The sequence below is a fragment of the Rhodococcus sp. PBTS 1 genome (assembly GCF_001620025.1).
GTDB classification, from domain to species: domain Bacteria; phylum Actinomycetota; class Actinomycetes; order Mycobacteriales; family Mycobacteriaceae; genus Rhodococcoides; species Rhodococcoides kroppenstedtii.
Window position 1 is genome coordinate 573134 of the sequence record NZ_CP015219.1, and the last position, 17354, is coordinate 590487.

Sequence of the window (17354 nt, forward strand, 5' to 3'; positions counted from 1 at the left end):
CACTTGACCGCGAGGCGTCCGTGCCCTGAACTTGCTTGCGTGCCCGTGACCCGTCGCCGCTTCCTCGAGTCCACCGCCGTCGCCGCCGGAGTGGGAGCCGCGTCCGTGCTCACCGCGCGCGCCGCGTCGGCCGATCCCGCCGCGGTCTTCCGGCACGGAGTGGCCTCCGGCGATCCGCTTCCCGACGCCGTGATCCTCTGGACCCGCGTCACGCCGACGCCGGACGCGGTGCCGGGCTCCGGTCGCGGGCCGGCCGTCGTCGTCTCCTGGGTCGTCGCGCGCGACGCTGCCCTCACGGACGTGGTGCGGTCGGGAACCGTCACGACCTCCGCAGACGCCGACCACACCGTCAAGGTGGATGTCTCTGGTCTGTCGCCCGCGACGTCGTACCACTACGGATTCACGGCCGCGGGGCAGTCGTCGCCGACGGGGACGACGCGCACGGCGCCGGCCACGTCCGCCGAGGTGGACCGGTTGCGGTTCGGTGTGGTGTCGTGCTCGAACTGGGAATCGGGGTACTTCGGTGCCTACCGACATCTCGCGGCCCGCTCCGACCTCGACGCCATCGTGCATCTCGGCGACTACATCTACGAGTACGAGACCGGCGGCTTCGAGGGCAAGAACGGGGTGGTGCGGGTCCACGACCCGGTGCACGAGATCGTCACCCTCGCCGATTACCGAATCCGCCACGGCCAGTACAAGACCGACCCCGATCTGCAGGCCGCGCATCGCGGCGTTCCGTGGATCTGCACGTGGGACGACCACGAGTCGGCCAACGACGCCTACGATACGGGCGCGCAGAACCACCAGCCGGCCACGGAGGGCGACTGGGCCACCCGCAAGGCGAATTCCGTTCGGGCGTACTACGAATGGATGCCCGTCCGTGCGGCCGGGACTCCGGACAACCGACACCTGTACCGGCGTCTGCGGTTCGGCACCCTCATGGAACTGTCGATGCTGGATCTGCGCACCTACCGGTCGCAGCAGGTGCTGCCGTTCCAGGGCGCCGCGGTGGACTCGCCGGACCGCACGATCACCGGTGCCGGGCAGATGGCCTGGCTCACCGACTCCCTCGTGACGTCCCCGACGCGCTGGCGCGTCATCGGCAACCCGGTGATGATCACCCCCACGCTGATCCCGCCGCTCGAGCCGGAGACCACCCGCGCGGTCACGCAGCTGCTCGGCCTCCCGGCCGGTGGAGTGTCCTACAACGCCGATCCGTGGGACGGCTACACCGCCGACCGGGCGCGGCTGCTCGACGCGCTGCGCACGAACGGCGTCGACAACACCGTCTTCGTCACCGGCGACATTCACTCGTCCTGGGCGTGCGACATCCCGGTCGACGCCGCGAACTACCCCGCGGCCGGCACGGTCGCGACGGAGCTGGTGGTCACCTCGGTGACGTCGGCCAACATCGACGACTTCCTGCGGGTGCCGGAACACACCGTCGGCCGCGTCGCCGAGGGCGCGTTCCGGGGACTGAACCACCACGTGAAGTACGTCGACCTCGACACCCACGGGTTCGGTGTCCTCGAGGTCACGCCCGCGGCGGTCCAGATGGACCACTGGTACCTGGTGGACAAGGAGGATCCGAATACCGCCGCGTACGTCGGCGCGGGCTACCGGGTGTCCAGTGGAACGCAGGCCGTCACCCCGGCGGCGCCGCTCACCTGACCCCCGGGCCGGTATTCTGGCCTTCCGTGTCGACCCCCAAGATCGTGCTGTTCTACGTGTTCGCGCCGCTGCCGGACCCGGAGGCGATCCGTCTGTGGCAGTTCGCGCTGGCGTCGTCGAACGGTCTGACGGGACGCATCGTCGTCTCCCCGCACGGCATCAACGCGACCGTCGGGGGAGACGTGCGGGCGGTCAAGCGGTACGTGCGCGGCACCCGTGAGTACGCCCCGTTCGCCGGGGCCGACGTCAAGTGGTCGGACGGGCGCGGCGACGACTTTCCCAAGCTCAGCGTCAAGGTCCGCCCGGAGATCGTCACGTTCGGCGTGCCCGATCGCGTGCGGGTCACCGCGGACGGGGTGGTCGGCGGCGGTACGCCGCTCTCGCCGGACGAGGTCCACGCGTTGGTCGCCGAGCGCGGTGACGACGTCGTGTTCTTCGACGGTCGCAACGCCTTCGAGGCGGCCGTCGGCCGGTTCGACGGTGCGGTGGTGCCGGACGTGGAGACGACGCGCGACTTCGTCACCCAGCTCGACGCCGGGGTCTACGACCATCTCCGGTCGACACCCGTCGTCACGTACTGCACGGGTGGGGTGCGGTGCGAGGTGCTCTCCGCCCTCATGCGCGAGCGCGGGTTCGAGGAGGTCTACCAACTCGACGGTGGCATCGTGCGCTACGGGGAGAGATTCGGTGACGACGGGCTGTGGCAGGGATCGTTGTTCGTGTTCGACGAGCGGCGGACGGTCGCGTTCTCGCCGGACCCGGCGGTCATCGGAACCTGTTCGGGCTGTGGACATCCGACGTCGCGGTACGTCGACCTCGACGACGGTGACGGTCGCTCGCTGACGCTGCGCTGCCCCGAGTGCGCGCCGGCGTGACGCCGCTGCCGTTCCGCGACGGTCTGCCGCCGCTGCGGGTGCGGTTGCCGCACGGGGCGCACCCGCCCACCACGCTCGACTTCCTCGCTGCCCTCCAGCCGCCCGAACCCTGGGCGGATCGCATGGCGGCCGGCGAGGTGGTCGACGAGCGCGGCCGCCCCTGGGCGCCCGAGAGTGCCTATCGCCCCGGCGCCTTCGTCTGGTTCCACCGCACCCCGGCGCCCGAGGTGCCGGTGCCGTTCGAGCTCGAGATCCTCCACCGCGACGAGGCGATCGTCGTCGTCGACAAGCCGCACTTCCTCGCGACCATCCCGCGCGGGCGGCACGTCACCGAGACGGCGACGGTGCGACTGCGGCGGTTGCTGGACGATCCCGATCTCACGCCCGCGCATCGACTGGACCGGGCGACGGCCGGGGTGCTGCTCTTCACCACCGCACCGCGATTCCGGCGCGCCTACCAGGACCTCTTCGTCCCCGGCGGCGGCGCCGTCAAGGAGTACGAGGCGCTGGCGGGCTACGATCCCGCGCTCGAGTTCCCCCGCACCGTGCGGTCGCGCATCCTCAAGGAGCACGGGGTGATGACGGCCGTCGAAGTGCCGGGCGAGCCCAACAGCGAGACTCGAATGGACCTGATCGAGCGGCGGGGCGGTCACGCACTCTACCGGTTGCGTCCACGGACAGGGCGAACCCACCAACTGCGAATCCATCTGTCGTCGTTGGGCATTCCCATCGTGGGCGACCCCTACTACCCCGAGTTCGTCTCCGTGCCGGCGGACGATTTCTCCACGCCGTTGCAGCTCGTGGCCCGTCGACTGGCGTTCGACGATCCGCTCACCGGCGTCCGGCGGGAGTTCGTCAGCCGGCGTCGGCCGACCGATGCTCCATGAGCCCGTTCGGATCGTCGACGTGGACGTCGCGCCCGTCGCCCCGGAGTCGCTCGATCAGCTCGTCCAGCAGCCGGATCGCCGCCCCGTTGATCGCGCGGGCCGGTTCCAGGTCGAAGGTGACGGGGTCGCCGCCGTCCGCTGCCGATTCGGCGTCGTGCGGTTCCGTGTCGTCCAGCACCCGGTTCATGATGTTCTCGGCGCCCGCGAACCGGATGTCACCCTGCAACTCGTAGGTGGTGCCGGCGCCGTCCGTGCGTACGGCTCGCACGGCGGAGTGCCCGGACGGGGCGATGTCCATCATGTGCAGATCCATGTCGCGCGAGAGTCGTTCGAAGACCTGCACGCCCCGCACGCTGTTGCCGCGGTCGTCGAGACCCGGTGAGTGCACGGCGATGCCGAGTTGTCCGGGCAGGACCCCGATGACGGCTCCGGACACGCCGCTCTTGGCCGGGATCCCGACGGTGGCGATCCAGTCGCCCGTGCCGTCGTACATCCCGCACGTGGTCATCGTCGAGAGGACCTGGCGCATCACCGCACTCGACGCCACCCGCTCTCCGCTGTCGGGGTGCACCCCGCCGTTGGCCATCGTGGCGGCGAGCACCGCGAGGTCGACGCTGGTGACGTCGATGCTGCACTGGCGGGCGTAGCCCTCGACCACCTCGTGCGGGTCGCACGCCAGCACACCCACGGACGCGAGCATGTGCGCCAACGCGAGATTGCGGTCCGCTCCGGCCATCTCGTCGTCGACCACGCTCTCGTCGACAGCGAGCTCCCGCCCGACGAAGGACGCGTGCAACGCGAGGATTCGATCGGCGCGCTCGGTCGCGTCGGACCCGTGCACCAGCGAATGGGCCGCGATGGCACCGGCATTGATCATCGCGTTGCGCGGTCGGCCAGTCTCGGCTTCGAGCGAGATCTCGTTGAACGCATCGCCGGACGGTTCGACGTCGATCTTCTCGTGCACCGCGTCCAGCCCGTGGTCACTCAGCGCCAGCGCGTACGTCAGCGCCTTCGAGATGGACTGGATGGGGAAGGACACCTCGGTGTCACCCGCGCTGTACCGCGTGCCCTCGACGGTGACGACGGCGACCGACAGCGGCGACTCGTCGTCTTCCTCGGTGCACGCGCTCACGACGTCGCGGAGGTAGTCGGTGATCGGACTCCTCACGCGTCGTGCTCCACCCGCGCCCGGCGGCGGACGTCGTCCGGCGAGACCTCGTGCAGCGCATCGAGATACGCGACGGCGAAACTCCCGGGTGACGACGCGCGATCGGCGGCGACGTCGGCCGCCACCGTCACGTGGGTGTGGGCCGCGGCGACGGCGAGTCCGACGTCGGGCACCGCGGCGCAGTAGGCGGCCACCAGCGCCCCGAGCGAGCACCCGGTGCCGGTGACCCGCGTCAGCAGGACGGAACCGCCGGTGACGCGGGTGGTTCCGGCCGGGGACACGACGTGGTCCACGGCGCCGGAGGCGGACACGGCACCCGCCCACTCCAGGAGCCCGCGGGCGGCGGGGACGGCGTCGGCGGGGTCGTCGGAGGAGTCCACGCCGCGTCCTCCCCCGCCCTCCGCCCCGCCGGCCGTGAGGCCGTACAGCCCGATGATCTCCGACGCGTTGCCGCGCACGGCTGTCGGACGGTACTCGAGCAGGTCGCGAGCGAGGGCGCCGCGCCAGGGGAGTCCGCCGGCGCCGATCGGATCGAGCACCCACGGGGTGCCCGCGTCCTGCGCACCCCGCGCCGTCGCGTGATAGACGTCGGCGGTGTCGTGCGGGGTGCCGAGGTTGATCAGGACGGCGTCGGCGACACCGGCGAAAAGTGTTGCCTCGTCCCGGTTGTCGACCATCGCGGCGCTCGCCCCGGCGGCCAGCAGCACGTTGGCGGTGAACCCGGCGGTGACGTAGTTGGTGACGGCATGCACCAGGGGAGCGCGGTCGCGCAGCGCGGCGAGAGCGTCGGCCAGGGCGTCGGCGGTGATCGGAGCGGAACTCATGACCCCGGTGTACCCGACGCCGGGTGGCTCACGCGAGGTGGCCGAATGGCCACCACCGGCCGCGGTGCGGTAGCCTCGTCGGTAGCTGAATGGTCGTAGTTTTTGTGTGTTCGTGTATCCGCACGCTCGCTGGGAACTTGTCGTTGCGAGCGTGGTCGTCGTCCTGGAGCCTCACCCGAGGTTCTCGGAGTCTCGCCCCGCTTGAAGAGCCGGCCCGGGCATCGCACAGTGCGGTACCCGATGTACGTCAGCTGTAGGGAGCTCGTCATGACTCAGGGAACCGTCAAGTGGTTCAACGCCGAAAAGGGCTTCGGCTTCATCGCTCAGGAAGACGGCCCGGACGTCTTCGTTCACTTCTCCGAGATCCAGGGCACCGGATTCAAGAGCCTCGACGAGAACCAGCGCGTCGAGTTCGAGGTCACCACCGGACCCAAGGGCCCGCAGGCCAGCAGCGTTCGCGCTCTCTGATCTCGCATCACCCCGACGGGGCCGTCCACCGCACTGCGGTGGCCGGCCCCGTCGGTCTTTTTCGGGCAGGTGCGCGGCGGACGTCGGTGGCTCGGGTTAATGTTCCTTCACAGCCTCCCGGCGCGGGCACCATCCCGGCGCCGGCTCCCCGTCCGAAACGGAGTACTCCCGTGCCGAAGACCCTGTCCACTCTCTCCGCCCGGTCGCGGGTGCCCGCCCTGGCCGGAGTGTCCGCACTCTCGCTGCTCGCCGCCGCCTGTGGCGCGGCGCCGGAGGAGAGCGGCAACGGCGGATCCGCCTCGGGCGACTTCAAGCCCTGCATGGTGTCGGACTCCGGCGGCTTCGACGACCGGTCGTTCAACCAGCTGAGCTTCGAGGGCCTGCAGAAGGCGAGCGAGGACGCCGGCCTCGAGCCGATCACGGTGCAGTCCAACTCGCCCACCGACTACACCCCCAACCTCAACAACCTCGTCGACCAGGGCTGCGGCCTGATCGTCACGGTCGGATTCGCGCTCGCCGACGCCACCAAGCAGGCCGCGGAGCAGAACCCGGACGTGAACTTCGCCATCGTCGACGACAACTCGATCGAGCTCGACAACGTCAAGCCCCTGACGTACGACATGGCGCAGTCCGCGTTTCTCGCCGGCTACGCCGCGGCCAGCTTCAGCACCACGGGTGTCGTCGGGACCTTCGGTGGCTCGCAGTTCCCCACGGTCACCATCTTCATGGACGGCTTCGCCGACGGTGTGCAGTACTTCAACGAGCAGAAGAACCGCGACGTGCGGGTCATCGGCTGGGACGTCGCCGCGCAGAACGGCTCGTTCACCGGCGGATTCGAGGCCAACGAGGTCGCCAAGAACACCGCGCAGGGTCTCATCGACCAGAACGCCGACGTGATCTTCCCCGTCGGCGGTCCGATCTATCAGTCGGCGGCGCAGGCCATCCGCGACACCAACCGGCCCGTCGCCCTCATCGGTGCGGACGCCGACGTCTACGTCTCCGATCCGACGGTCGCCGACCTGGTGCTGACGTCGGTCACTAAGGGACTGGCCACCAGTACCGAGGAGGTCGTCACCACCGCGGCCGACGGCTCGTTCGACAACACCCCGTACGTGGGCACCCTCGAGAACGAGGGCGTGGGCATCGCGCCCTTCCACGACTTCGAGTCGCGGGTCGATCCGGCTCTGCAGGGTGAGTTGGACGCCATCCGCGCGGGCATCGTCGACGGGTCCATCGAGGTCGTCTCGCCCTCGTCGCCCAACTGACCCACCGGTCCATGACGTCTCAGCAGCCGCCCAAGCTCGAACTGCGCGGCATCACCAAGCGGTTCGGGTCGCTGGTGGCCAACGACTCCATCGATCTCACCGTGGAGGCAGGTCAGATCCACTGCCTCCTCGGAGAGAACGGTGCCGGTAAGTCGACCCTGATGAACGTCCTCTCCGGCCTGTACCGGGCGGAGGAGGGCGAGATTCTCCTCGACGGTGTTCCGCAGGCCTTCGCCGGACCGGGTGCCGCGATGACGGCCGGCATCGGCATGGTGCACCAGCACTTCATGCTGATCCCGGTGTTCAGCGTCGCCGAGAACATCGTGCTGGGCAACGAGAAGACGTCCTTCGGTGGGCGGCTCGACCTCGACGCCGCGCGCGCCCTGGTGCGTGAGGTGTCCGGTCGGTTCGGCTTCGACGTCGATCCGGACGCGATCGTGGGCGAACTGCCGGTCGGGGTGCAGCAGCGCGTCGAGATCATCAAGGCGCTCTCCCGCGACGCGGACATCCTCGTCTTCGACGAGCCCACGGCCGTCCTCACGCCGCAGGAGACCGACGAGCTGATGGTCATCATGCGTCAGCTCGCGGACGCCGGCACCGCCATCGTGTTCATCACCCACAAGCTGCGCGAGGTGCGCGCGGTCGCGGACCGCATCACGGTCATCCGGCTCGGCTCGGTGGTCGGCGAAGCGCAGCCCACCGCCACCGACGGCGAGTTGGCGTCGCTGATGGTCGGCCGCGACGTCCAGTTGCGAGTCGGCAAGCAGGACGGGCAGTTCGGTGATCCGGCGCTGGTGGTGCGCGACCTCACCGTGCTCGGATCCACTGGTCCGGTCGTCGACGCGGTGTCCTTCGAGGTCCGCTCCGGCGAGATCCTCGCCATCGCGGGCGTGCAGGGCAACGGTCAGACCGAGCTCACCGAGGCGCTGCTGGGCCTGCGACCCCCGGTCGCCGGCAGTGTCGAACTCGACGGGCGCGAGCTGGTCGGGCGATCGGTGCGCGAGGTGCTCGACGCCGGGGTCGGGTTCGTCCCCGAGGACCGCTCGCACGACGGTCTGGTCGCCGAGTTCTCCGTGGCGGAGAACCTCATGCTCGACCGGTCCCACGGGGAACCGTTCACCCGGCGGGGCGGCGTCGTGCGGTCGTTCCTGCGCCGGTTCGCCACCGAGAAGGTGACGGAGTTCGACGTCCGGACGCCCGACGTCGACACGCCGGTCGGTCGCCTGTCCGGTGGTAACCAGCAGAAGGTGGTGCTCGCGCGCGAACTCGGCCGCGAGTTGCGCCTGCTCATCGCCTCGCAGCCGACGCGCGGCATCGACGTCGGCTCCATCGAGTTCGTGCACAAGCGCATCGTCGCGACGCGCGACGCGGGCACACCCGTCGTCGTGGTGTCGTCGGAACTCGACGAGGTCGCGGCGCTCGCCGACCGCATCGCCGTGATGTATCGAGGGAGGATCGTGGGCATCGTGCCCGGCGACGCCTCCCGTGAGGAGTTGGGAATTCTCATGGCCGGTGGACCCGCCGATGCCGCCGACGGACCCGCCGATGTCGCTGCACGTCGACGGGAGACGTCGGCGTGACCACCACCGACACCGCGCCCACCGGATCGACGCCGCCCGCGGCCACCGAGACCGAATCGGTGCTCCGGCGCATCGCGACCGGCAGTGTGCTGCTCTCGTTCCTGTCCGTCGTCATGGCGTTGGTGGTCGGGGCGGTGCTCATCGCCGTCACCGATCCCGAGGTCCGCACCGCGTCGGGCTACTTCTTCTCCCGGCCGACCGACACGCTGTCGGCGGTCTGGGACGCGGTGTTCGGCGCCTACTCCTCGCTGTTCCAGGGCAGCGTCTACAACTTCCGCCGTCCGCGGTTCGTCGACGGCATCCGTCCGCTGACCGAGACCCTCACCTTCGCGACGCCGCTCATCGCGGCGGGTCTCGGTGTGGCCCTGGCCTTCCGGGTCGGCATGTTCAACATCGGCGGCCGCGGTCAGATGCTGATCGCCGCCGCGTGCGCCGGGTACGTCGGATTCACCTACGACCTGCCGCCGGTGGTCCACCTGATCGCCGCGATCGTCGCGGGTGTGGTGGGCGGCGCGCTGTGGGGCGGGATCGCCGGTCTGCTGCGCGCCCGCACCGGCGCGCACGAGGTGATCGTCACGATCATGCTCAACTACGTCGCGTTCTACCTCATCTCCTACCTGCTGCGGACTCCCGGAGCCCTGCAGGCGCCGGGGTCGAACAACCCCAAGACCCCCGCCATGGCCGACACCGCGGTCCTGCCCTCGCTGTTCGGGACGCGGTACTCGTTGCACTGGGGCTTCGTGCTGGTCGTCCTCGTCACGGCGGCCGTCTGGTGGCTCATGGAACGCTCCGCCGTCGGGTACCGGTTCCGGGTGGTCGGCGAGAACGCCGCGGCCGCGCGGGTCGCCGGAATCCGGGTCGAGCGCACCTACGTCTGGGCCATGGTGCTGTCCGGTGCTCTCGTCGGACTCGCCGGCGTCGCGCAGGTGCTCGGCACCGTGACCACCGGCTTCACCGCGGACATCGACGCCGGCATCGGCTTCGACGCGATCACCGTGGCGTTGCTGGGCCGCTCCCGGCCGTGGGGCGTGTTCGCCGCGGGCATCCTGTTCGGCGCGTTCAAGGCGGGTGGCTTCGCCATGCAGGCCGCGGAGTCCATCCCCGTCGACATCGTCCTGGTGGTGCAGTCGGTGATCGTGCTGTTCATCGCCGCCCCGCCCTTGGTGAGGGCCGTGTTCCGAGTACCCGAATCCCGATCGAAGGCGGCAGCCCGATGAGCACGGTCGTCGCCGAGCGCGCCCCCGAGGTGCGGCCGGGCGTGTCCTGGAAGCTGCCGATCGTCTTCGGCGTCGTCTCCGTGCTCGCCCTGGTGTTGTTCGGCCTGCGGGGAGAGAGCGGCACCAGCACCTTCCGCCTCGCGTCCGACGGTGACGTCGTGGCGCTGCCCGACGTCGGACTGCCCGCGCGGGCCACGTGCATCGTTCTCGTCGTGGTCCTGTTCGCGCTGACGGCCTTCGCCGCGGCGCTGAGGCGAGCGGGTCGTCACACGCCACTCGCGGTGACGGTGGTGTTCGCCGTCGCGTTCGTGCTCACCTTCCTCACGTGGTCCGCGGCAGGCGAGACCATCCCTGTGCCGGGCCTGCTCCTCGGCACCGTCGCTCTCAGCACACCGCTGATCTTCGGCGCCCTCGGCGGCGTGATCTCCGAGCGCGTCGGTGTCGTCAACATCGCGATCGAGGGTCAGCTGCTCGGCGGCGCGTTCGTCAGTGCCGTCGTCGCGTCGGTCACCGGATCGGCCTACGTCGGACTGGCGGCGGCTCTGATCGCGGGCGCCCTGGTGGGCAGCGTGCTGGCGGTGTTCGCCATCCGGTACTTCGTCGACCAGATCATCGTGGGCGTGGTGCTCAACGTGCTCGTCGTCGGCCTCACCAGCTTCCTGTACTCGAAGGTCCTGGTGCCCAGCGGAGCCACCCTGAACTCGCCGCCGCGATTCCCTCGGCTCGAGATCCCGGTGCTGTCCCAGATCCCCGTGCTGGGGCCGCTGCTGTTCCGACAGACCGTGATCGAGTACGTCATGTTCGTCGCCGTGATCGCGGTCTTTATCGGCCTGTTCAAGACCCGCTGGGGTCTGCGGCTGCGCGCCGTGGGCGAACATCCGCGGGCCGCGGACTCGGTGGGCATCGACGTGCGCCGCACCCGGTTCTGGAACGTGTGCCTCGCCGGTGCCATCGCGGGCCTGGGCGGGGCGTACTTCACGCTCGGGTCGGTCGGGGCCTTCGGCAAGGAGATGACCGCCGGTGCCGGCTACATCGCCCTCGCCGCCGTCATCTTCGGCCGGTGGGATCCGGTGCGCGCCACCCTCGCGGCCCTGCTCTTCGGCTTCGCGTCCAACCTGCAGAACGTGCTCGGCATCATCGGCTCGCCCGTACCCAGCGAATTCATGCTGATGCTGCCGTACGTGGTCACCATCCTGGCCGTCGCCGGACTGGTGGGGAAGGTGCGCGGCCCCGCCGCCGCCGGCAAGCCGTACCGCTGACGAGTGCAGATGTTTGTGGTCGCTCCCGCTCGATGTTTGTGGTCGCGCCCGCTCGATGTTTGTGGTCGCTCCCGCTCCGGGCATCCCGAGCGCTGGTAGGAGTAGGGCCCCGCGCCCCGCTCGACACGCACTCGAAGGGAACACCATGTCTCGCATCGCCATCGTCGGTGGTCACGGAAAGATCGCACTGAAGCTCGCGAAGCTCCTCACCGAGAGCGGTCACGAGGTGTCTTCCCTCATCCGCAACCCCGACCAGACGCCGGACATCGAACAGGCCGGTGCCACCGCCGTCGTCGCGGACGTCGAGAACCAGACCACGGAGCAGATCGCCGGCACCATCGCCGAGCACGACGCCGTCGTCTTCGCGGCCGGCGCGGGTGGCGGCAACCCCGACCGCACGTACGCCGTCGACCGCGACGCTGCCATCCGCACCGTCGACGCCGCCCAGTCGGCCGGGGTGTCCCGCTTTCTGCTGGTGTCGTACTTCGGCGCGGGCCCCGATCACGGTGTCGCGCCGGACAATTCGTTCTACGCGTACGCCGAGGCGAAGGCGGAGGCCGACCAGCACCTGAAGAACAGCGACCTCGACTGGACCATCGTCGCCCCGTCGAGCCTGACCGACGACGCGGGCACCGGCTCCATCCGGACGAAGGAGCAGGGCGCGACCGGGGAGAGCGTCAGCCGGGACGATGTGGCCGCCGTCCTCGCCGCAGCGCTCGACACCCCCTCGACGTCACGTCGCATGATCGAGTTCGACCAGGGCGACACCCCGATCGCCGACGCCCTGGCCTGACGCCGGGCGTGCGCCGCAGGCCTGACCCTGCGGCGCACGGGGGCCGTCAGTCGGGGGCGCCGATGTTCAGATCGTTCGGATGCGCCCCCACCCGCTCGCCGGTGTCGAGGGCGTCGATGCGCTGCAGGTCATCGTCGGACAGTTCGAAGTCGAACACGTCGATGTTCTGCGCGATCCGTTCCTCGTGCACGGACTTGGGGATGACCACCAAGCCGTTCTGCAGGTGCCACCGGATCATCACCTGCGCGGCCGACTTGCCGTAGGCGGCGCCGATGTCGGTCAGCGTCTCGTCCGTCAGCAGGGTGTTCGGCTTCGAGTCGCGCCCCCACCCCGAGTTGCTGGTGCCGCCGAGCGGGCTCCACGACTCGACGGTGATGCCGTGGTCGCCGGCGACGTGCCGAATCTCCTTCTGCGCCAACCGCGGGTGCAGCTCGACCTGGTCCACGGCGGGCAACATTCCACCGCGGTCGACCAGCAACCCCAGGTGGCGCGGCTCGAAGTTGCAGACACCCACGGCCTTCGCCCGGCCGGACTCGGAGATCTTCTCGAACGCATCCCACGTCCGCAGCAGCCGCTCGTCGTTCTGCAGCGGCCAGTGGATCAGGTACAGGTCCACGTAGTCGGTACCGAGCTTGCGCAGGCTCTCGTCGAACGCGGTTAGCGCGGAGTCGTATCCCTGGTCCGAGTTCCACAGCTTCGTCGTCACGAAGAGGTCCTCACGCGGCACCGACGACGCCGCCAGTGCCCGCCCCACCCCTTCCTCGTTGCCGTACGCCGCGGCGGTGTCGACGTGCCGGTAACCGGCCTCGTCGATCGCGTAGCGCACGGCTTTCTCGGTCTCGTCGTTCGTGGCCTGCCAGACGCCCAGTCCCAGTGCGGGGATCGACGTTCCGGAGTTCAAGGTGATCGTCGGAGTGGTCATACCCCCACGGTAGCCACCTGGAAGAGTGGTCGGTGTGAAGCTGTTCGCAACGGACCTCGACGGCACCCTCCTGCGCTCGGATCGCACCGTCTCCCCGCGCACCGCGGCCGCACTCCGGGCCGCCGGCCACGCGGGGATCGAGGTGGTGTGGGCGACGGCGCGGGCGCGGCACTCCGTGCACGAGTTCGCCGCGGCCTGCGGTTTTCGCGGAATCGCGTTGTGCGCCAACGGCGCTGTGGTGATCGACCTCGCGGACGGAACGCCGATGATTCGCAGCACCGTCGGACTGGACCCGGCGGCGGGTGCCGCTGCCGTCGACGCGGTACGACGGGCCGTGCCGGGCACGGTCTTCGCCGCCGTGGGCCCGACGACGTTCGTCGCGGAGTCCGGTTACGCCGCCCTGTGCGTGTTCTCCGACCATCATCGCGAGCCCGAGTCGATGGTCCTGGCCGACGAGCGTTTCCCGACGCTGACGGAGGACGTCGTCAAGATCGTCGCCCGGCATCCGGAGATGGCGAGCGTCGATCTCTACCGGGCGGCGGCGGACGCCGGGCTCGATCTGGCCGTGACGCATTCGGGTGCGCCCTACGTCGAGATGGCGGCTCGCGGGGTCTCCAAGGCCGCCGCTCTCGCCGCGCTCTGTCGGGAGCGGGGGATCGACGCGGTCGACGTGGCGGCCGCGGGCGATGCGCGCAACGATCTGGAGATGCTCGCGTGGGCCGGGACCGCGGTGGTTCCGAAGAACGCCATCGCCGAGGTGCGGGCCGTGGCGGATCGGCTCGTGCCCGCCAACGACGACGACGGGGTAGCCGTGTACCTGGAGGAGCTCACCCGCGCCGAGTCGACTTAGGTTACCCTCACCTCTCGTGAGCACTCAGACCAAGGGCTGGCAGGGCACCGTTCTCAAGTTGATGGGCGGCGCCGACGTCCGGTTGACCGTTCTGCACACGGACGACGTCACGCCGCACTATCGGCGCGTGCGGATGAACGCGGGTGGGCTGTTCGTCCGCAAGGCCTACCACCCGACGATGTGGCTGCGGTGCTGGTTCCCCACCGACGACGGCTCGTCGACGCTGCACCACCGCGCCTACACGGTCGTCGACCCCGATCCCGAGGCCGACGAGTTCACGGTCGAGTTCGCCCTCCACGCCGGCGCGGCATCGGACTGGGCGCGACGCGCCCGTCCCGGCGACACTCTGGACGCGACCTTCCAGGGATCGAAGTACGCCGTACCCGACCCGCTGCCCGCCGGATACCTGATCGCCGGGGACTCGGCGTCGGTGCCCGCGATCAGGTCTCTGCTCGGCGCGCTGCCGGACACGCTTCCGGTCACCCTGTGGCTCGAGACGGTCCACGAGTCGGACCACGACCTGCCGATCGCGGCCACCCCCGCGACCACCGTCCACCGCATTCCGCGACGCGACGGTGGTGCGGCCCTGGTGGAGGCCGTCCAGGCCGGGGTGTTCGACGCCCCCGATCACGCCGCCTGGATCGCGTGCGACACCGTGACCACGCGCGCTCTCGGGTCGATCTTCAAGTCCCGGTACGGGGTCGCGCGCGGGGCGCTCAAGGCCCAGGGGTACTGGATCGCCTGACGCGCGGCGCCGTGGCCGGGGCTAGGGCCGACCGTGGTACGTCTTGGCTGCGGTGGTCGACAGGAGGGCGACGATCACGAAGCCCATCAGACCGTTGACGATGGCCGCACCGATCGCTGCCGTGATCGCCCCGGCCGCGAGGAACGGGAGCACGATCACCGCCACCACGATCAGTCCCGCGATCCAGGAGAAGAACGTGTTCGGGGACGGCACGGCCTGGAACAGCAGGAGCATGAACGCGCCCGCGAGGACCGCGGCGAGCGCGCCGTAGATGCCCGCGATCCACGGGTCCGACAGCCCGTACATCCAGAAGACGCGGGTGTCGGTGCGGTTGTAGACGGCCTGCACGATCGCGGTGGCGACCCAGCCCGCGAGGAACGTCGTGATCGCGGTGGCGACCACCCCGCCCACGAAGGGGCCGACGTCGAACTTCAGGCCGGAATTCGGCTTCTGCGGCGGCGCCGAGTAGGGCTCCTGACGGCCGTAGGCGCGCGTCCGATCGTCGTACCCGCCCTGGTAGCCGCCCTGGTACTCGTCGCGGTAACGATCGCTCATCCGCTCCGTCCTCTCCTCGGTCGTGTGCCGGCCCAACCCTAGCCGCGTACCCCGCCGGGCGCGGGCGACACGGCGTCGTCCTCGCGGTCGGGGCCGGTGAGCAGGTGTCGAACCAGGGCGACCGTGGCAGCGGGGGAGGCGGGCTGCACCGTCAGGGTCGTCGCCGTCGAGGTCAGGAGGTAGCGGCCGCGTGCGGTGTCGATCCATCGGACGCTGCGGTCGGCCGCGAGGGGACCGTCCGGATCGTCACCGAGGCGGCCGACGACGACGTCCCCGATGCCGGTGCGCGGGAGGGCGAGCACCGACCGCACCCGGGTCGCAGCGTCGTCCCGATCGCGGACGGCGGAGCTGGACGCCTCGATCGCGACACGGTCGGCCGTCGCCGCGGGCAGGTCGCCCGCACGTCCACCGATCGCGCCGACGACGGCACTCGGCAGCGCGGTCGCGGACAGCTCGTCGACGGTGACGACGCCGTCCGGCTGCTGCACGACGAGTACGGCGCCGGCGCCGGTGTCGCGCACCGCGGCGCGGAGGCGGAGCCGCGTTCCGTCGACGTGGACGCCGCACACGGTGAGGTGGCGGGCAGTGGAATCCATCGTGGCCGCGGCGGTCACGACGTCCGCGGCGGCCAGAGTGCGGAGTGCGTCGCGACGACGGTCGGCCAGCGCCGCCGTGTCGGTGACGGTGTCGTCCGCGGCGGTCACGATCGGGAACGGTGGCCGCAACCGACCCACCACCCGGCTCAGGACCTCGAAGGCGAGCGGCGAGAACACTCGTGCCGTCATCCGATGACCGGCGGTGCCACCAGCGGGAGGTCGCCCACCAGCGCGTCGCCGTTGTCCGCCGTCACGAGGTAACTCGCTGGACGATGCTCGCTGTCGTCGGCGCCGCCTCGACCGGGCATCATCGCCGCCGGCCCGTACATCCCGCCCCGGCCGACTGCGGCGGCGCCGGAGGACCCCGGTGCCGGGGATGCTGCGGCACCGGTCCCGGCCGGTCCCACCACGCGCTCGCCGAGGATGCGCGAGCCGGGCCCGTCGGGGTGGGCCGCTCCGCCGCCCGAACCGACTCCGCCCCCGCCGACTCCACCCCGGCCGACTCCGGGTCCGCCGATGCCGGGACGGTCACGAGGTGCACCGGCCGAGGAGGACGATGCCGCGCGGACCGGGGCGGACTCGCTCGCTCCGAGCCGCCCCGGAAGGACGCCGCCGGGACCGCCGCCGGCTGTCGAGGTGGGTCCCGTCGACGCGCCCGCGCGATCGGCCACCCCGGGAGTCCCCGCACCGGTCCCGTCGACGGCCGCCGGGCCCGCGGACTGTCCCGCGCCGGCGGCGGCGACGGTGTCGGCGGGCCCCGACGTCGTCGATCCGACGACGCCGCCCGTTCCCGAGAGGGTCGACGTTCCGTGTTCGACACTGCCGAGGCCGACACTCTCGAGGCCGACACCGCCGAGGCCGACGCCGGCCCCGGACCCGCCGGGGGCAGGGTCGACCGGGGGCGGCAGAACGGGCGCGGCCCCGTCGGCCCGCAGCACCGTCGGCACGTACACGGTGTTCATGACCGCGACGGCGGCGGCGCGACGTTCCTCCTCCTCGGCGAACAGGGAGGTCACGCTCTGGACGGAGGCGAAGGGGTTCAGGGCCGCGGACGCCAGGGCGACCCGCGCGAAGTCCGACGGGGTGAAGGACTGCGGCGGGGGCACGTTCTCGCGGGTGGCGGCCAGCCCGTGACGAGCCACGTCCAGTTCCGCCGACACGGCGCCCATGAGATCCACCGACGCCGTCGACCGGTCGCGGTAGGTCGCCACCGCGGCCAGGGCGGCGTCGGCCGCCATGCCCTGCCAGTCGGTTCCGAGTACGGCCTCGAGGTCGTGCCAGAGCGTGGTCACGGCCGCGGCGAGGCGCTCGTGCGCCATACGCCAGGTCTCCGCCCCGGCGTCGAGCATCGCCGGTGTCAGCTCCACGGCATGGCCCCAGATCGCGGGGTGCGACATCGCCTCGAACGCCTCGGGCACCACTCCGCCGGGGGCACCCGTCGGCCCGGCGACGGTGCCGTCGAGGTCCCGGTACCGCGCGAGCGCCCGCTCCCCGGCGGCGAGGCGCTCGCTGTCGTCGCCGGTCAGCAGATCGCGCAACGCGACCCCCGCCCGGTCGATCACGTGCGCTCCGACGTCGCGGGCCGACTCCACCCATGCCCCGAGCGTGTCCATGCCGCTCATTCCGATCCCCTCCGGCCGTCCTCGGTGACGAGTCACCGATCCCCTGCGGAGGTT

Annotated in this window: 17 protein-coding genes; 11 read left to right on the top strand and 6 right to left on the bottom strand. The window is 70.8% G+C overall.

All coding sequences use genetic code 11. The features are described 5' to 3' along the window. Nucleotides 1-39: 39 nt before the first annotated feature. The 3 genes from A3Q40_RS02595 to A3Q40_RS02605 are packed head-to-tail and all read left to right on the top strand — an operon-like array spanning nucleotide 40 to nucleotide 3436. Nucleotides 40-1674 (top strand): alkaline phosphatase D family protein, encoded by a 1635-nt coding sequence (locus tag A3Q40_RS02595; protein ID WP_068099667.1) that lies wholly within the window; start codon nucleotides 40-42, stop codon nucleotides 1672-1674. A gap of 26 nt (nucleotides 1675-1700) precedes the next feature. Further along, nucleotides 1701-2549 carry an oxygen-dependent tRNA uridine(34) hydroxylase TrhO gene (gene trhO / locus A3Q40_RS02600; RefSeq protein WP_068099668.1) on the top strand — a complete coding sequence of 283 codons (849 nt, stop codon included), beginning with the start codon at nucleotides 1701-1703 and terminating at the stop codon, nucleotides 2547-2549. Beyond that, nucleotides 2534-3436: a pseudouridine synthase gene (locus A3Q40_RS02605; RefSeq protein ID WP_068099669.1), complete on the top strand. Its 903-nt coding sequence runs from the start codon at nucleotides 2534-2536 to the stop codon at nucleotides 3434-3436. The genes trhO and A3Q40_RS02605 overlap by 16 nt, the downstream gene beginning before the upstream one ends. Here the strand turns inward: A3Q40_RS02605 and glsA are convergent. After that, entirely contained in the window at nucleotides 3405-4604 is a 1200-nt protein-coding gene (gene glsA, locus A3Q40_RS02610) for a glutaminase A (protein WP_068099670.1), read from the bottom strand. The genes A3Q40_RS02605 and glsA overlap by 32 nt on opposite strands. Beyond that, on the bottom strand, nucleotides 4601-5428 hold the full coding sequence (gene thiM / locus A3Q40_RS02615) for a hydroxyethylthiazole kinase (protein ID WP_068099671.1): 828 nt from the start codon (nucleotides 5426-5428) through the stop codon (nucleotides 4601-4603). Before thiM ends, glsA begins: the two co-directional genes overlap by 4 nt. A 267-nt stretch (nucleotides 5429-5695) precedes the next feature. Here thiM and A3Q40_RS02620 point away from each other — a divergent pair, with 267 nt between their 5' ends. From A3Q40_RS02620 to A3Q40_RS02645, 6 genes are all read left to right on the top strand, one after another. Continuing rightward, on the top strand, nucleotides 5696-5896 hold the full coding sequence (locus A3Q40_RS02620; RefSeq protein WP_068099672.1) for a cold-shock protein: 201 nt from the start codon (nucleotides 5696-5698) through the stop codon (nucleotides 5894-5896). A gap of 170 nt (nucleotides 5897-6066) precedes the next feature. Then, nucleotides 6067-7161 carry a BMP family lipoprotein gene (locus A3Q40_RS02625; protein WP_201132923.1) on the top strand — a complete coding sequence of 365 codons (1095 nt, stop codon included), beginning with the start codon at nucleotides 6067-6069 and terminating at the stop codon, nucleotides 7159-7161. Nucleotides 7162-7172: 11 nt separating this feature from the next. Continuing rightward, nucleotides 7173-8741, top strand: a complete 1569-nt coding sequence (locus A3Q40_RS02630) for an ABC transporter ATP-binding protein (protein ID WP_068099673.1) — start codon at nucleotides 7173-7175, stop codon at nucleotides 8739-8741. Next, the gene (locus A3Q40_RS02635; RefSeq protein ID WP_235606405.1) at nucleotides 8738-9958 is read left to right on the top strand and encodes an ABC transporter permease; all 1221 of its coding nucleotides are present in this window, start codon (nucleotides 8738-8740) and stop codon (nucleotides 9956-9958) included. The genes A3Q40_RS02630 and A3Q40_RS02635 overlap by 4 nt, the downstream gene beginning before the upstream one ends. Continuing rightward, a complete protein-coding gene (locus tag A3Q40_RS02640; protein ID WP_068099674.1) occupies nucleotides 9955-11217 on the top strand; it encodes an ABC transporter permease in 1263 nt (420 codons plus the stop codon). The genes A3Q40_RS02635 and A3Q40_RS02640 overlap by 4 nt, the downstream gene beginning before the upstream one ends. Before the next feature lie 145 nt (nucleotides 11218-11362). Continuing rightward, on the top strand, nucleotides 11363-12010 hold the full coding sequence (locus A3Q40_RS02645) for an SDR family oxidoreductase (RefSeq protein WP_068099675.1): 648 nt from the start codon (nucleotides 11363-11365) through the stop codon (nucleotides 12008-12010). A 46-nt stretch (nucleotides 12011-12056) separates the two neighbouring features. On the opposite strand, the gene A3Q40_RS02650 is transcribed toward A3Q40_RS02645, so the two are convergent. Beyond that, nucleotides 12057-12932, bottom strand: coding sequence for an aldo/keto reductase (locus A3Q40_RS02650; protein WP_068099676.1), 876 nt, complete (start codon nucleotides 12930-12932; stop codon nucleotides 12057-12059). Nucleotides 12933-12957: 25 nt separating this feature from the next. Here A3Q40_RS02650 and A3Q40_RS02655 point away from each other — a divergent pair, with 25 nt between their 5' ends. Both A3Q40_RS02655 and A3Q40_RS02660 read left to right on the top strand, forming a co-directional pair. Next, nucleotides 12958-13782, top strand: a complete 825-nt coding sequence (locus A3Q40_RS02655; RefSeq protein ID WP_068099677.1) for an HAD family hydrolase — start codon at nucleotides 12958-12960, stop codon at nucleotides 13780-13782. A gap of 16 nt (nucleotides 13783-13798) precedes the next feature. Then, entirely contained in the window at nucleotides 13799-14527 is a 729-nt protein-coding gene (locus tag A3Q40_RS02660) for a siderophore-interacting protein (protein WP_068363894.1), read from the top strand. Nucleotides 14528-14548: 21 nt separating this feature from the next. Here A3Q40_RS02660 and A3Q40_RS02665 read toward each other — a convergent pair whose 3' ends face one another. The 3 genes from A3Q40_RS02665 to A3Q40_RS02675 are packed head-to-tail and all read right to left on the bottom strand — an operon-like array spanning nucleotide 14549 to nucleotide 17300. Then, nucleotides 14549-15082 carry a hypothetical protein gene (locus A3Q40_RS02665; protein ID WP_068099678.1) on the bottom strand — a complete coding sequence of 178 codons (534 nt, stop codon included), beginning with the start codon at nucleotides 15080-15082 and terminating at the stop codon, nucleotides 14549-14551. Between the two features lie 38 nt (nucleotides 15083-15120). Next, nucleotides 15121-15867: an ESX secretion-associated protein EspG gene (locus A3Q40_RS02670; protein ID WP_082833718.1), complete on the bottom strand. Its 747-nt coding sequence runs from the start codon at nucleotides 15865-15867 to the stop codon at nucleotides 15121-15123. After that, nucleotides 15864-17300, bottom strand: coding sequence for a hypothetical protein (locus A3Q40_RS02675; RefSeq protein WP_068099680.1), 1437 nt, complete (start codon nucleotides 17298-17300; stop codon nucleotides 15864-15866). The genes A3Q40_RS02670 and A3Q40_RS02675 overlap by 4 nt, the downstream gene beginning before the upstream one ends. Nucleotides 17301-17354: the final 54 nt, after the last annotated feature.